Genomic DNA, 14,173 nt, shown 5'->3' with positions numbered 1-14,173 from the left:
AGGCTGGCTGGCGGTGCCGCCGACCGGCGTGGGGAAGTCGTCGTGGCGGCGGCGCCAGTTGCTCACCGCGGCACGCCCGACACCGGCGAGCCGGGCGATGTCCCCGGCGTTGACGGTGGGGTCGTGGCTCATGAGGGTCACAGTAGTTCACACGAGTCTTCAGCGCATCTGCTTGTGAAGTCTTTCAACCAATGATTTACTGCATGCCATGAAGCAGAACATCCGCTATGCCGCCGGATCAGATGTCGGCCGTCGCAGAGAGCAGAACGAGGATGCGGGCTACGCGAGCGGCCGTCTGCTCGTGGTTGCGGATGGCATGGGCGGACACGCGGCGGGCGAGCTGGCGAGCTCGGCCGCGATCGCGGTGATGCGGGAGCTGGACGTCTCGCTTCCCGAGGCGGGCTGCGACCTTGAGGCGGCGCTGGAGGGCGCGGTGCACGAGGCGGCGCGCAGGCTTTCCGAGCTGGCCGACCTCGATCCCGCGCGCAGGGGGATGGGCACCACGGTGACCGCCACACTGTGGGACGGCAACCGCTTCGCGCTGGCTCATCTTGGCGACTCCCGCGGATACCTGCTTCGCGATGGTGCTCTGTACCAGATCACCAAGGACCACACCCTAGTGCAGTCAATGGTGGATGAAGGCCGCATAACCGAGGACCAAGCGGCTGTTCACCCACGCCGCTCGATGGTGCTGCGAGTGCTCGGCACCGAGGGCCGCGCAGAGCCCGACATGTCCTTGCGCGAGGCCGACCAGGGTGATCGCTACCTGTTCTGTTCGGACGGCCTGACCGGTGTGCTCGGCCCGGAGATCCTGCACGAGGTGCTGTCGACGGTGATCGACCCTGCGGTCGCCGTGCAGCGGCTCATCGATCTGGCGAACCAGGGCGGGTCGCCCGACAACGTGACCGTCATCGTGGCCGACGTCGTGCCGCCTGGGGAGGGCGAGGCGACGATCTACCGTGTCGGCGCCGGTTCCTGACGAGGACCGGGCGTCCCGGGAAGCCGAGGATCTCAGGCCGGGAGCTTTCAAGCTCCAGTTCGTACGACGTGGCCCTTTTCGAGCACGACAGCGGGTGAATCGGAAATAGGTTGACGCGGGTCACTGGAGTAACAAGGACGGATTTTCGGCTCTTTAATGGACAACCTCGTGATGTGTGGAGTGTGATGGGTTTGGTGCTACTGCAGTCCATCGTGATCCGCCGGTTATCTGGGAGGAGTCATCCTGGACCCGATCGCACGAGATCTTCTTGCTGAAGTACGCCCGGAGCTCGGCTACCGGGAAAAGAGTGGCCAGTTCACCAAGTTCGGCAAGTGGTATGCGGAACGCCTCCAGGATCCCCAGTATCGCAATGCGCCCTGGTGCGACATGTTCATCGCATGGGCGGCGGACAAGGCGGGTGTAGGAGAGTACGTCGGGCAGTTCGCCTGGACACCGTCCCATGCCGCCTGGTTCATCAAGCAGGGCGCCTGGTCCGACAAGCCGGAACCGGGCGCACTCGTCTTCTACGACTGGGGCGGCGGCAAGAGCTACAAGGGCATCGACCATGTGGGCATCGTGGAGAAGGTCGACGGCAAGAAGATCCGAACGATCGAGGCGAACGTCGACAAGGTGTGGCTCAAGCGGAAATTCCGCGACACGGAGAAAGTCGTCGGGTACGGTCTCCCGCGCGTCGTGAAGCAGAAACTCGCGCAACAAAGTCAGGCCCGCCCCACCGAACAGCCGGTGATATCCGCTCCGAGCCTGAGCCCCCGCACCGAGGTCGCCGCCGACCGAGGTTCACCGCTCGACGTACTCGGGACACCCCAGGCATTACTCGCCGCCATGGTGTTAGCCACCGTGGTCATCTCCATTCGGCTGGCCGGTCGCCGCCGCGGCACCCACCGGCGCGGCCTCCGCGCCCTCTTCGGCAAGGACACCTCGACGGTCACGATCGCCCGGCCCAGCCCTCGGGCCGACAACCCCAGAGCCGCTCGGCGCCGTGCGAGCACCGATTACGGCGATACCGACATCGGCCTGGTCTCCTCCGCTGCCGGAGTCAGCTGGTCCGACGGCGAACCCGTCCCTCACCGCAGGGCCGCCCGCCGAGCCGCCGCCCATGACGATGTCTCCCACCCGCGCGGCAGCCGCCGCCACGAGCCGAAGGCCGGGCTCGAAGAGCGCCTCGACGCCTTCTTCGGCTCGCCCGACCCGGGCTCACCACTCAGCCGGTACGGTCACCCGAGCGAAGCCGAACGCCGCGCCAGAGACGCCCACGCCCGACAGGAGGCGCGTCGGAGAGCCGAGGCGAAGGCGAAGGCCAGAGCGGAACGGGCCAGACAACGAGTGAACGCGGCCATGCCGGCCGGCTCCGCTGATCAACCTGAAGGGCCGGCTCGCTCGGAGATCCGCCATCTGGTGCCGACAGGTCCCGATCCGATCCCTTCGGCCGGCCGTGAACCGTACGAAGGCGGGGCACCCGATCCCTTCGACCGAGCCTCGTAGACCACTCCCGAAGCACCCGCCAAGCCCAGCGGCGCCCCCCAGCGAGGCCCCAAGGCCACGTGCGCAGCTCGTGCGAGCTTGGCGGGCAGTGGCCGGGCACACGGTGGATGGCGGGCCCGCGATGGGCACATCCGCGAAAAGGGGGGCCTGCGTCACGCGGCGGGTCGTCACGGGAAGCGAGGCCCGGGGTGGTAGGGGCGGTGAGTCAGGAGCCGAGGCGCAAGCTGGCAAGGGCGGTGAATCAGGAACCGGGGCCCAGGGTGGTAGGGGCGGTGAATCAGGAACCGGGGCCCAGGGTGGCAGGGGCGGTGAGTCGGGAACCGGGGCCCAGGGTGGTAGGGGCGGTGAATCAGGAACCGGGGCCCAGGGTGGCAGGGGCGGTGAGTCGGGAACCGGGGCCCAGGGTGGCAAGGGCGGTGAATCAGGAAGCGAGGCCCAGGGTGGTGAGGACGGTGATGAGGCCATGGCGGGCGTCGGGGCTGAGGCCGTGCAAGGGCAGGGGGAGGTTCGGTTCGCCGGTGAGTCCCAGGTGGGACGCGGCGGCGGACATCACTCGCAAGCTGCCGTACTGCCTGAACAACTGCCACAACGGTTCCAACCGGTCGGACGCGGCCACGGCCTCGGCCGTGTCGCCGCGCTGGGCCGCGCGGGTGAGGGCGAGCGCGACATCGGGAAACAGGCCGCCGACCACCGAGTACCAGGAGTCGCATCCGGCGTTCAGCCCGGTCGCCGCCGTCCAGTCGCCGCTGACGCCGATGGTGACCGTCGCCGGGATCTGCGTCCGCAACGTCGCCACACGCGTCCGGGCAGCGGCCGGATCCGCAGGGACCGGCGGGATCTTGATGGAGGCGACCTGTGGCAGCCGGGCGATGCGGGCGTGGAGTTCGTCGGTGAAGTGCACGTGGGTGGTGCCCGGGTTGTCGTAGACGCACAACGGCACCGAAAGCTCCCGGGTGACGTCCTCGTACAGGCCGAACACCTCGTCCTCGGCGAGCGGCTGGTACGTCATCGGAGCCAGCAGCACCGCCGACGCGCCCGCCTGTTGGGCATCCTCGGCGAGCGCGAGGACCTGTGCGGTGCGCAGCGCCCCGATTCCCACCATGACCGGCGTCCCGTCCGCCGCGTCGACGGCGACCCGCGCCACTTGGGCGCGCTGCTCGCGGGACAGATAGGCATAGCCGCCGGTCGAGCCGAGCGCCCCGATGGAGTCCACCCCGGCCCGGGCCAGGCGGGCGACGAGCCCCGCGTAGGCACGATCGTCGATGCCGGACTCGGTGGTGGGAGTGAGCGGGAAGGCGCTGAGGCCGGTGAACATGACAGAAGGTCCTTTCCCGGGGGGAGTGTCGAGGCGGTGTTCGCGATCTGCGCCGGCCGTCGTCCCCTGATCGGCCTCATGTCCATCCGTTTGTCCTAGGACATCAAGAGTATCGGCAAAAGGACGGCTCCACTCTGGGCATTTAGTAGGACGTCCTAGTACTTTGGTAGGTGAGTCCTTACAAAGGAGTGATCTGCGTGCACGTCCCGGTTCACCCTGTCCGCTTCGTGACTGCGGCCGCGCTGTTCGACGGCCACGACGCCGCGATCAACATCATGCGGCGCATCCTGCAGTCACAAGGCGCCGAGGTCATCCACCTCGGCCACAACCGCTCGGTGGACGAGATCGTCACCGCGGCCATCCAGGAGGACGTCCAGGGCATCGCGATCAGCTCCTACCAGGGCGGCCACGTGGAGTACTTCACCTACCTGGTGGACCTCCTCAAGGAACGCGGCGCCCCGCACGTCAAGGTGTACGGCGGTGGCGGCGGCGTCATCGTCCAGGACGAGATCGACCTGCTCCACTCCCGGGGCGTCACCCGCATCTTCTCCCCGGAGGACGGCCAGCGCCTCGGCCTCCCCGGCATGATCAACAAGCTGATCGAGGAGTGCGACGTCGAACTCGGCGGCATCCCCGAGGTGGAGGCGGTGCTGTCCGGCGACGACGCGGCCCTGGCGCGGGCCATCACCCTGATCGAGAGCGAGCGCGCCCCCGCCGCCCTGCTGGACGGCCTGCGCGCGGCCGGGCGCAGTGCCCCCGTCCTGGGCGTCACCGGCACCGGCGGATCCGGCAAGTCCTCCCTCACCGACGAACTGGTCCGCAGGTTCCGGGTGGACAACGACGACAAGTTGCGCATCGCCGTCATCGCCATCGACCCCACCCGGCGCAGGGGCGGCGGCGCGCTGCTCGGCGACCGCATCCGCATGAACAGCCTCGGCGCCCAGACCTACTTCCGCTCCCTGGCCACTAGGGGAGCCGCGGCCGAGGTGCCCGCCCGCCTCGACGACGTGATCACCGCCTGCCGCGCGGCGGGCTACGACCTGGTCATCGTGGAGACCCCGGGCATCGGCCAGGGCGATGCCGGAATCGTCCCCCACGTCGACGTCCCGGTCTACGTCATGACGCCGGAGTTCGGCGCCGCCTCCCAGCTTGAGAAGATCGACATGCTGGACTTCGCCGAGGCCGCGGTGATCAACAAGTACGAGCGGCGCGGCGCCGAGGACGCGCTGCGCGACGTGCGCCGCCAACTGGTGCGCAACCGCGAGGCGTTCGGCGCGCGTCCCGAGGACATGCCGGTCTTCGGCACGATCGCGGCCCGCTACAGCGACGCCGGGGTCACCGCGCTCTACCACCACGTCAAGGAGCTCCTGGTGGACAAGGGACTCCAGGCCCAACCCGGACTGCTGCCGCAGGTGGAGGGCCGCACCTCGCGCACCTCCGCCGCCATCGTGCCGCCCGCCCGGGTGCGCTACCTGGCCGAGATCGCCGACACCGTCCGCGGCTACCACACGGAGACGCTCGCACAGGCCGGGACGGCCCGCCGCCGTCAGCAACTGGCCGCCGTCGAGGACCTGCTCGACGACAAGGCAGAGGTACGGCGGCTGCGCGAGCGTGCCGAGGCCGAGCTGAGCGAGGAAAGCACCGCCCTGCTCGCCGACTGGCCCGCGACCAAGGCCGCCTACCAGGCCGACGAACTGGTGGTGAAGATCCGCGACAAGGAACTGCACACCCCGCTGTGGCGCGAGACGCTGTCGGGCAGCCGCATCCCGCGAGTCGCGCTGCCGAGGTCTGCGGACCACGGCGACCTGCTGCGGTTCCTGCGCAGCGAGAACCTGCCCGGCAGGTTCCCCTTCACGGCAGGGGTCTTCCCGTTCAAGCGCGACGACGAGGACCCGACCCGGATGTTCGCCGGGGAGGGCGACCCGTTCCGCACCAACCGCCGCTTCAAGCTGCTGTCGGAGGGTCAGCCCGCGACCCGGCTGTCCACGGCCTTCGACTCGGTGACGTTGTACGGCCACGACCCCGACCTGCGCCCCGACATCTACGGGAAGGTCGGCACCAGCGGGGTCTCCATCGCCACCCTGGACGACATGAAGGCGCTCTACGACGGCTTCGACCTCGCCGCGCCCAGCACCTCGGTCTCCATGACGATCAACGGCCCGGCCCCGACCATCCTGGCCTACTTCCTCAACGCCGCCCTCGACCAGGCCGTGACCGCCTTCCAGGCCGAGCACGGCCGCCTGCCCGACGAGGGGGAAGAACGCGAACTGCGCGCCCGCACGCTGGCGACCGTGCGGGGGACCGTACAGGCGGACATCCTCAAGGAGGACCAGGGGCAGAACACCTGCATCTTCTCCACCGAGTTCTCGCTGCGCATGATGGCCGACGTCCAGGAATGGTTCATCCGGAACGGTGTGCGCAACTTCTACTCGGTCTCGATCTCCGGGTACCACATCGCGGAGGCCGGGGCGAACCCGATCAGCCAGCTCGCGTTCACGCTGGCCAACGGCTTCACCTACGTCGAGGCGTACCTCGCGCGCGGAATGCGGATCGACGACTTCGCCCCGAACCTGTCGTTCTTCTTCTCCAACGGCATGGACCCCGAGTACTCCGTCCTCGGGCGCGTGGCCCGGCGCATCTGGGCGGTGGCGATGCGCGAGAGGTACGGCGCCGGCGAACGCTCCCAGAAGCTCAAGTACCACATCCAGACCTCGGGCCGCTCGCTGCACGCCCAGGAGATGAACTTCAACGACATCCGCACCACGCTGCAGGCGCTGATCGCCGTCTACGACAACTGCAACAGCCTGCACACCAACGCCTACGACGAGGCGGTGACGACCCCGAGCGCCGAATCGGTCCGGCGCGCGATGGCCATCCAGTTGATCATCAACCGCGAGTGGGGGCTGGCCCGCAACGAGAACCCGTTGCAGGGCGCGTTCGTCATCGACGAGCTCACCGACCTGGTGGAGGAGGCGGTGCTGAAGGAGTTCGAGCGGCTGTCCGACCGGGGCGGGGTGCTCGGCGCGATGGAGACCGGCTACCAGCGCGGCCGCATCCAGGACGAGTCCATGCTGTACGAGACCAGGAAGCACGACGGCTCACTGCCGATCATCGGTGTCAACACCTTCCGCTCCGCCGCACGGGAGGAGGCCGAGCCCCCGCGCAAGCTGGAACTGGCCAGGGGCACAGCGGAGGAGAAGCGCTCCCAGCTCGACCGTCTGTACGCTTTCCACGAGCGCCACCGCTCGGAGGCCCCCGCGGCTCTGGCCCGGCTGCGCGAGGTGGCCATGTCCGACGGCAACGCCTTCGAAGTCCTCATGGACGCCGCCCGCGTGTGCTCGCTCGGCCAGATCACCGAGGCGCTGTTCGAAGCGGGCGGGCAGTACCGCCGCAACGTCTAGCGGGGGCGGCATAGGATCGCCTGCTGGTAGCGAAACCAACTGGAGGCTTCTCATGTCCGTCACTTTCCGGGGCACCCCCATCACCGTGGGCGGCTCCTTCCCCCAGGTCGGCGACACCGCGCCGGGCTTCCACCTGGTCGGCAAGGACCTGTCGGACGTCTCGCTGGCCGACTTCGACGGCAAGACCAAGGTGCTCAACATCTTCCCGAGCGTCGACACGGGAGTGTGCGCCGCCTCGGTCCGCCGCTTCAACGAGGTCGCCGCCGAGCACCCCGAGGCCGTGGTCCTGTGCGTCTCCGCCGACCTGCCGTTCGCGCAGGGCCGCTTCTGCGGCACCGAGAACCTGGAGAAGGTGGTCACGCTGTCGCTCATGCGCGGCCGCGAGTTCCTCGCCGACTACGGCGTCGCGATGGAGTCGGGCCCGCTGGCCGGTCTCGCCGCCCGCGCGGTGGTCGTGCTCGACGGCGAGAACAAGGTGATCCACTCCGAGCTGGTGCCGGAGATCACCCAGGAGCCCGACTACGACGCCGCTCTGGCCGTCCTCAAGTAGCCCCCAGGCGTCCGACGCCGCACAGCAGCAGCGCGTCGGCCGCCGATTCGGGGAAGTCGAGGCCGCTCGTCTGGTCTGGCTGCCACTCCGGCAGCCAGACCAGGCCGGGCGGGACGAGGTCGAAACCGGTGAACAACGCTTCGATCTCCGTACGGCTGCGCAGGGTTATCGAGGCCGAGGCCGAGGAGTACACCTCGCCGGCCTTGGCGACGGCGGCTCGGCGCGCGTCGCTGGTGCCGTGGGACATCACGAGAAAGCTGCCCGGCGGCAGCGCCTCGCGCAGCGCCGTCATGATCCGCGCCGGGTCGTCGGCCTCGGCGACGTAATGCATGACCGCCACCAGCAGGACGCCGACGGGTTCGGAAAAATCGATCCCCAGATGCCGGTTTTTCAGTATCTGATGGGGCTCGCGCAGGTCGCCGGGAATGACGGTGATGTCGTTATCCCGGGCCAGCATCGCCCGCCCGTGCACCAGCACCACCGGATCGTTGTCCACATACGCGACGCGGCTCCCCGAACCCGCGATCTCATGGACGTTCCCCCAGCTCGGCAGGCCCGCGCCGATGTCGAGGAACTGCCGTATCCCCCGGTCGGCCAGATAGCGGACGGCCCGGCCGAGAAACGCCCGGTTGGCGCGGGCCGCCGCCCGTACTTCCGGAGCCACCCGCAGAATCTCCTCGGCCGCCAGGCGATCTGCGGGAAAATGATCCTTGCCACCCAGGTAATAGTCATAGAGTCGGGCGACGTTCGGCGTATTCGGATCAAAGCCCGCCGATCCCCAAATGTCCAACAGACGTTCCCCCGCTCACGAGAAGTCCGCCACTCAACCGAATACTACGTACATATCATCCAGTCCGGCGAAAGATCCGCAATAATTCGCAGGAGAGAGGCGGGACGCCATGTCCGATGACACCGGATACTACGCTCCGGTGCCCGCCCGGGTGGGCCGGATCGTGTCGCTGGTCCCGTCGCTCACCGAGTCGGTCGCCGCCACGGTCCCCGAAGCCCTCGTCGGCGCCACCGACTGGTGCTCCCACCCGGCCGATCTCGACGTCGCCAGGGTGCGCGGCACCAAGAACCCCGACCTCGCCGCCGTTGCCGCGCTGCGCCCCGACGTCGTGCTCGCCAACTTCGAGGAGAACCGCGCCCAGGACCTCGCCGCCCTGCGTGCCGCCGGTCTGGCCGTCTGGGTGACGCGGATCCGCACGGTGGAGGAGGCGTTCACGTCGCTGGCCCGCATGTTCGAGCATGCCTGCCGGGTGGAGCGGCCCGCCTGGCTCGACGCCGCCGAGCGCGCCTGGGACCTCCCGGAACCGGCCGTGCGCCGTACGGCCGTCGTCCCGATCTGGCGCCGGCCCTGGATGGTGGTCGGCAGGGACACCTTCGCCGGCGACGTGCTGCGCCGCCTCGGTGTCGACAATCTGTACGCCCATCACCCGGAGCGCTACCCCAAGATCCCCCTGCCCGAACTCGTGGACCGCGATCCGGACCTCGTGGTGCTGCCGGACGAGCCGTACGCGTTCTCCTCGGCGGACGGTCCCGAGTGCTTTCCCGGCCTGCGCTGCGCCCTGGTCAGCGGTCGGCTGCTCACCTGGTACGGCCCCTCCCTGATCACCGCCCCAGCCGAGCTGACGCGGTCGCTCACCGACACCCCGCCCGGGTGAGCCACGGCCACGAGTCGGCTCGGGCGATCGCAGCCCCGGTCACCGCCGCTGCGGAGCCGGCCCGGCGACGTCGAGCGCGGCGTCGACCACCGACGGGGACAGTACGTGCTCCATCACCAGCACCGCCGTGCCCACGATGCCCGCCTGCTCGCCCAGCGCGGTCGTCACGATGTCCAGATTGCGGGTCGTGTACGGCAGGCTGCGGCGGTAGACGCTCTCCCTGATGCCGGTCAGATAGTGCTCGCGGGTCTCGGCCATGTCGCCCGCCAGCACCAGCACCCCCGGGTTGAGCAGGCTGACCGCCGTGGCCAGCACCACCCCGAGCGTACGGCCGGCCTCCTGGGTGCGGGCGATGGCCGTCGGGTCGCCCGCGTGGACCAGCCGTACCACGTCGCGGCTGGCCGGGCGGCCGAGGTCGGAGGCGACCGCGAAGCCGCTGGCCAGCGATGCGACGCAACCCCGTGAACCGCACGTGCATACCCGGTCGTCGGTCTCGCTCAGCCGTACGTGGCCAATGTTCCCCGCCGCCTCCTCGACGCCTCGGTAGATGCGGCCGTCGATGACGATCCCGGCGCCGATGCCGGTCGAGACCTTGACCAGCAGCAGCGAGCGGCTGCGGCGCCAGTGCGACCACCACTCGCCGAGCGCCATCGCCTTGGCGTCGTTCTCGACCAGGATCGGCACCTCGAACCCGGCACCGACGGCCTCCCTGACCGGGTGGCCGTTCCAGCCCGGCATCAGGAACGAGCGCAGCACCGTGCCCGAGGCGTGGTCGACCGAGCCCGGCAGGTCGAGGCCGATGCCGCACACCTGCTCCGGGTCGCGCCCGGCGCGGTCGAGCAGCCGCCGGAACGCCTGCCGTACCCAGGACAGGACCGCGTCGGGGCCGAGTTCGATGCGCATCGCCCGGGACTCCTCGGCCAGCGGCCGGGCGGCGAGGTCGGTCAGCGCCACCCGGGCATGGCTGGCGCCGAGGTCGGCGACCAGGACCAGGCGGCTGGTGGCGTCGACGTCGAGCACCGAGGGCGGCCGCCCGCCCCCGGAGCTGGCCACGCCGGACTCGTGGATGTATCCGGCCTCGATCAGCCGGTCCACCCGGTCGGTGATCGTGGACCTGGACAGCCCCGTGAACTCGATGAGGTCTTTGCGCGTGCGGCAGGTGCCATTCCTGATCAGCTGAAGGACGTGCCCTGCCGTCAGCATGGTTATCCCTTCTCCGCTCCTGCTGTGAGTCCCTCGGTCAGCAGACGTTCGCCGGCGAAGAAGACGATCACGATGGGCAGTGTCAGAACCACCGATCCTGCCATGAGAACGGTGGTGGGGATCTCGATACTGCCCGCCAGCTGAGACAGTCCGAGTGAGACCGTCCAGCTTTCCCGCCGCTCGACGAGGAAGAGCAGCGCGAACAGGAACTCGTTCCAGGCGATCATGAAGGCGTACAGGCCGGTCGCCATCAGGGCGGGCTTCGACAGCGGCAGCACGACCCGCCAGATCGTCTCCACCCTGCCGCATCCGTCGATGGCGGCCGCCTCCTCGACGCCGACCGGCACGGTCTCGAAGTAGTTGCGCAGCATGTACACGGTCACCGGCACCGTCTGTGCGATGTAGACGAGGATCAGCCCGATCATCGAGCCGCGCAACCCCATCATCGTGAACAGCACGAACAGCGGGATCGCGAGCACGATCGCGGGGAACAGGTAGACGGCGAGGAACAGGAAGTGCACCTGCCTGCGCCCGAAGAAGCGCAGCCGGGCCACGGCGTACGCGCCCGGGATCGAGATGAGCAGCGTCACCGCGACGGAGGCCACCGCGACGAGGGCGCTGTTGCCCATGAAGCTCAGGAAACCCTGCTCGCCGAGCACCCGCGCGTAGGTGTCCAGGGTGAAGACGCGCGGCCACAGCGAGCCCGGTTCGAGGATCAGTTCCTGGATGTCGCGCACCGACAACATCACCATGTAGAGGAACGGGAACGCGGTGACCGCGAAGAGCACCGCGATCACCAGCGGCCGCAGCACGGCGACCAGCGCCCGTTCGAACCTATCCCTGCTCACGCTCACCTCCGGCGAAGAAGCGCAGATAGACCACGAGGAAGACGACCAGGACCAGCGCCATCACCACGGCCTGCGCGGCCGAGGCGCCGATGTCGTCGCGGGCGGTCAGGAAGTCGTAGACGCGCACGCTCACGACCTCGGTGCCCGCGCCGCCGCCGGTCAGCAGGTAGACGTCGTCGAACTTGGTGAAGGTGAACACGAACCGCAGCACCGCGAGCAGCGCGACGACCCGCCACAACTGCGGCATGATCACGTGCCGCAGCCGCTGGCTGGGCGTGGCCCCGTCCACGATCGCCGCCTCCTCCAGTTCGCCCGGCATGGCCTGGATCCGGGCGAGGACGAACAGGAAGGCGAACGGGAAGTACCGCCATGCCTCGAAGGCGATGACGGTCAGCAGCGCCACCGGCACCTCGACGCCGAGCAGGGTGCCCCGGGCCTGGGTGAGGAAGGCGACGGGCTCGGCGAGCCAGGTGTTGACGATGCCGAACTGCGGGTTCAGCATCACCTCCCACAGGAACGCCGCGGCGACCACCGGCGCGACGTACGGCACCAGGATCGCGGCCCTGACCAGGGTGCGGCCCCGGAAGCGGCGCCGCAGCGCGAGCGCCGCGACCAGCCCGATCGCGATCGACAGCGCGGTGCCGGCGACGGTGTAGGCGAGGGTGTTGGCCAGCGACGACCAGAACCCCGGCTCGCCGACGACGTAGAAGAGGTTGTCCAGCGTGTAGTCGCCGAGCAGTCCCTTGCGCCTGATGTCGATCAGGCGGACGTCCTGGAAGGCCAGCATCACCGCCCACAGCAGCGGCAGCACCACCACGACCAGGGTGACGACCAGGGTGGGGGACAGGAGCGCGAGCCCCGCGCGGGACTCGCGCTGACGCAGGGTCCTCACCGGCGGATCCCGCGCTTGATGGTCTCGACCTCGCTCCTGGCCTGCTCGGCGGCCGCCTGCGGGGTCAGCGAGCCGTCCACGATGCCGCTCAGCGCCTTGGGCACCGGCAGTTCGCCCATGATGGCGCCGACGAGTTTGCCCTGCCCCTGGGGGATGCCCCAGCGGGCGAAGGTGCCGGGGCTGGCGCGCAGCGCGTCGAGGACCTCGGCCGGGTAGACCTCGGCCAGTGGCTTCTTGGCGTCCACCCCGGCGGGCAGCTTGCTCCACTGCTCCTCGAACCCCTTGCGGGTGGGGAACTTGCCCTCCGGCGCCATGCCGAGCCACCGGGCGTAGCCCTCGTTCATCAGATAGGAGACGAACGCCGCCGTCGGCTCCTTCGCCGCGTCGCGGGTGATCGCCCAGGAGACGATCTCGCCGTACTGCGCGGGTGCGCTTCCCGCGGGCCCCTTCAGCGCGGTGACGACCCCGGTGTTGCGGGCCAGCCACTGCCGGTCCGTACGGCACCGCGCGCACGACGGGAGCACATCGTTCCGCAGCCCGGCCAGTTCGTCGAGGATGAACGACGACCAGATCGTCATCGCGGCCTTGCCCGCGAAGTAGGTCGCCCGGGTCGAGTCGACGTCCTGCTTGCCCTTCACCGAGTACTTCGTGATGAGATCGGCGTAGAACCCGAACGCCTGCGCGCAGCCCGGCGTGCCGAGCGCGACCGCGCCCACCGGGTCGACGAGTTCGCAGCCGTTGGCCAGCGCGAGGTGCTCGAAGCTCTGTGCGGTGAAGGAGTCCTTGGGCGCGATGGCCATGGTGATGCCGGCGACGCCGTCGCTGTTGAGTTCGGCGGCTGCGGCCCGCAGCCGTTCGTAGGTGTCGGGTGGTTCGAGGCCCGCGGCCTCGAACAGGTCCTTGCGGTAGAGGAGGAGTTGCGCCCACCCGTCGGACGGAACCGCCAGCAGCTTGCCGCCCGAGGTGTTCAGCTCCAGCGGGCGCGGCGAGAAGGAGTCGCGGCCGAGCCGGTCGACGACCTGGCCGGGCGTCTCGGTGTCGAGCAGGTCGTTCGCCTCCATCTCCCGTACGGCGGCCAGCGGCAGCGCCCCGATGGCGTCGGGCAGTTCGCCGGCCGCGGCGGCCGCGGTCAGCGTCTGGCTGAACTGGTCCTCGGCGACGCCGACGAGCTTGACCCTGATCCCGGTCTTCTGCGTGAACTCGGTGACGATCCGCTGCTGGACGGCCATCCGGTCGGGCAGGTTCTCCTCGGTCCATACGGTGATCTCGTCGGCGGCGGCCTGTGGCTCGTCCCCGCCGCAGGCGGCGGTCAAGCTGACGGGCAGGGCGACGAGCAGGGCGGTGGAGAGGACGGTGGTGACCTTACGTGGCATCGCACGCTCCTCGGGGGACCCGGTAAGGGGGATGTTGGCCGACTTACCCCCTGACGGAGGGTCGCAACGGGTGGTGAGCGATTCCGAGACCGGTCTGTACCCTCTCCGTGCTCCCGATCCCGGCGCGGCCGTCCTTCTCCGTTGCGGTGAAACGGTCTAGGCTGGTGGAATTTCGGACATCCGTTGCGGGCCGGCCGGGGAGCTCCGGGGCCGCGATCCCCGAGGCGACGACCTGGTGTGCGATGTCGGAAAGGCGACTTTCCGGAAGACACGCAGCCAGGAATCCCAATTTCATCAGCTACCTCCGGCAGAAGTCGTAGACTTACGAGTGTTATTGACGCAACTATCGCGTGCAGAACAACGCTAAATCTTTGACTTCTGTCTGATCCACAAGCGTAAGTGTGGGGCATGCACGTCATCACCATTCGAGAGCCGGGTGCGGGCC

At 69.2% G+C, this 14,173-nt stretch carries 11 protein-coding genes; 5 read left to right on the top strand and 6 right to left on the bottom strand.

Translation table 11 applies throughout. From position 1 onward, the window contains the following. Window positions 1–208: 208 nt before the first annotated feature. Window positions 209–979 (top strand): PP2C family protein-serine/threonine phosphatase, encoded by a 771-nt coding sequence (locus ABD120_RS28205; RefSeq protein ID WP_343953154.1) that lies wholly within the window; start codon window positions 209–211, stop codon window positions 977–979. A 228-nt stretch (window positions 980–1,207) separates the two neighbouring features. Beyond that, the gene (locus tag ABD120_RS28200; protein ID WP_343953243.1) at window positions 1,208–2,482 is read left to right on the top strand and encodes a CHAP domain-containing protein; all 1,275 of its coding nucleotides are present in this window, start codon (window positions 1,208–1,210) and stop codon (window positions 2,480–2,482) included. 421 nt (window positions 2,483–2,903) lie between these two features. On the opposite strand, the gene ABD120_RS28195 is transcribed toward ABD120_RS28200, so the two are convergent. Further along, window positions 2,904–3,797, bottom strand: coding sequence for a dihydrodipicolinate synthase family protein (locus ABD120_RS28195; RefSeq protein WP_343953153.1), 894 nt, complete (start codon window positions 3,795–3,797; stop codon window positions 2,904–2,906). Window positions 3,798–3,994: 197 nt separating this feature from the next. On the opposite strand from ABD120_RS28195, the gene icmF reads away from it, so the two are divergent. Together icmF and tpx are read left to right on the top strand one after the other, a co-directional pair. Next, a complete protein-coding gene (gene icmF / locus ABD120_RS28190; protein WP_343953152.1) occupies window positions 3,995–7,198 on the top strand; it encodes a fused isobutyryl-CoA mutase/GTPase IcmF in 3,204 nt (1,067 codons plus the stop codon). 52 nt (window positions 7,199–7,250) lie between these two features. Next, window positions 7,251–7,748 carry a thiol peroxidase gene (gene tpx / locus ABD120_RS28185; protein ID WP_343953151.1) on the top strand — a complete coding sequence of 166 codons (498 nt, stop codon included), beginning with the start codon at window positions 7,251–7,253 and terminating at the stop codon, window positions 7,746–7,748. Here tpx and ABD120_RS28180 read toward each other — a convergent pair. Continuing rightward, complete coding sequence (locus ABD120_RS28180; RefSeq protein ID WP_343953150.1) at window positions 7,741–8,538, bottom strand: SAM-dependent methyltransferase; 798 nt, start codon at window positions 8,536–8,538, stop codon at window positions 7,741–7,743. The two genes, tpx and ABD120_RS28180, sit on opposite strands and share 8 nt — an antisense overlap. 109 nt (window positions 8,539–8,647) lie before the next feature. Here ABD120_RS28180 and ABD120_RS28175 point away from each other — a divergent pair, with 109 nt between their 5' ends. Then, the gene (locus tag ABD120_RS28175; protein WP_343953149.1) at window positions 8,648–9,412 is read left to right on the top strand and encodes a helical backbone metal receptor; all 765 of its coding nucleotides are present in this window, start codon (window positions 8,648–8,650) and stop codon (window positions 9,410–9,412) included. A 39-nt stretch (window positions 9,413–9,451) separates the two neighbouring features. Here the strand turns inward: ABD120_RS28175 and ABD120_RS28170 are convergent, their stop codons facing one another. Genes ABD120_RS28170 through ABD120_RS28155 form a run of 4 tightly spaced genes read right to left on the bottom strand, consistent with a single transcriptional unit; the run spans window position 9,452 to window position 13,728 of the window. Next, on the bottom strand, window positions 9,452–10,615 hold the full coding sequence (locus tag ABD120_RS28170) for an ROK family transcriptional regulator (protein ID WP_343953148.1): 1,164 nt from the start codon (window positions 10,613–10,615) through the stop codon (window positions 9,452–9,454). 2 nt (window positions 10,616–10,617) lie between these two features. After that, a complete protein-coding gene (locus ABD120_RS28165) occupies window positions 10,618–11,463 on the bottom strand; it encodes a carbohydrate ABC transporter permease (RefSeq protein WP_343953147.1) in 846 nt (281 codons plus the stop codon). Further along, window positions 11,450–12,355, bottom strand: a complete 906-nt coding sequence (locus ABD120_RS28160) for a carbohydrate ABC transporter permease (RefSeq protein WP_343953146.1) — start codon at window positions 12,353–12,355, stop codon at window positions 11,450–11,452. The genes ABD120_RS28165 and ABD120_RS28160 overlap by 14 nt, the downstream gene beginning before the upstream one ends. Beyond that, window positions 12,352–13,728: an ABC transporter substrate-binding protein gene (locus ABD120_RS28155; RefSeq protein ID WP_343953145.1), complete on the bottom strand. Its 1,377-nt coding sequence runs from the start codon at window positions 13,726–13,728 to the stop codon at window positions 12,352–12,354. The genes ABD120_RS28160 and ABD120_RS28155 overlap by 4 nt, the downstream gene beginning before the upstream one ends. Window positions 13,729–14,173 lie beyond the last annotated feature (445 nt).

The organism is Nonomuraea longicatena (assembly GCF_039525605.1).
GTDB classification, from domain to species: Bacteria; Actinomycetota; Actinomycetes; order Streptosporangiales; family Streptosporangiaceae; genus Nonomuraea; species Nonomuraea longicatena.
The sequence above is the reverse complement of the archived record's forward strand: the minus strand, read 5'-3'. Positions and strand labels throughout refer to the sequence as shown.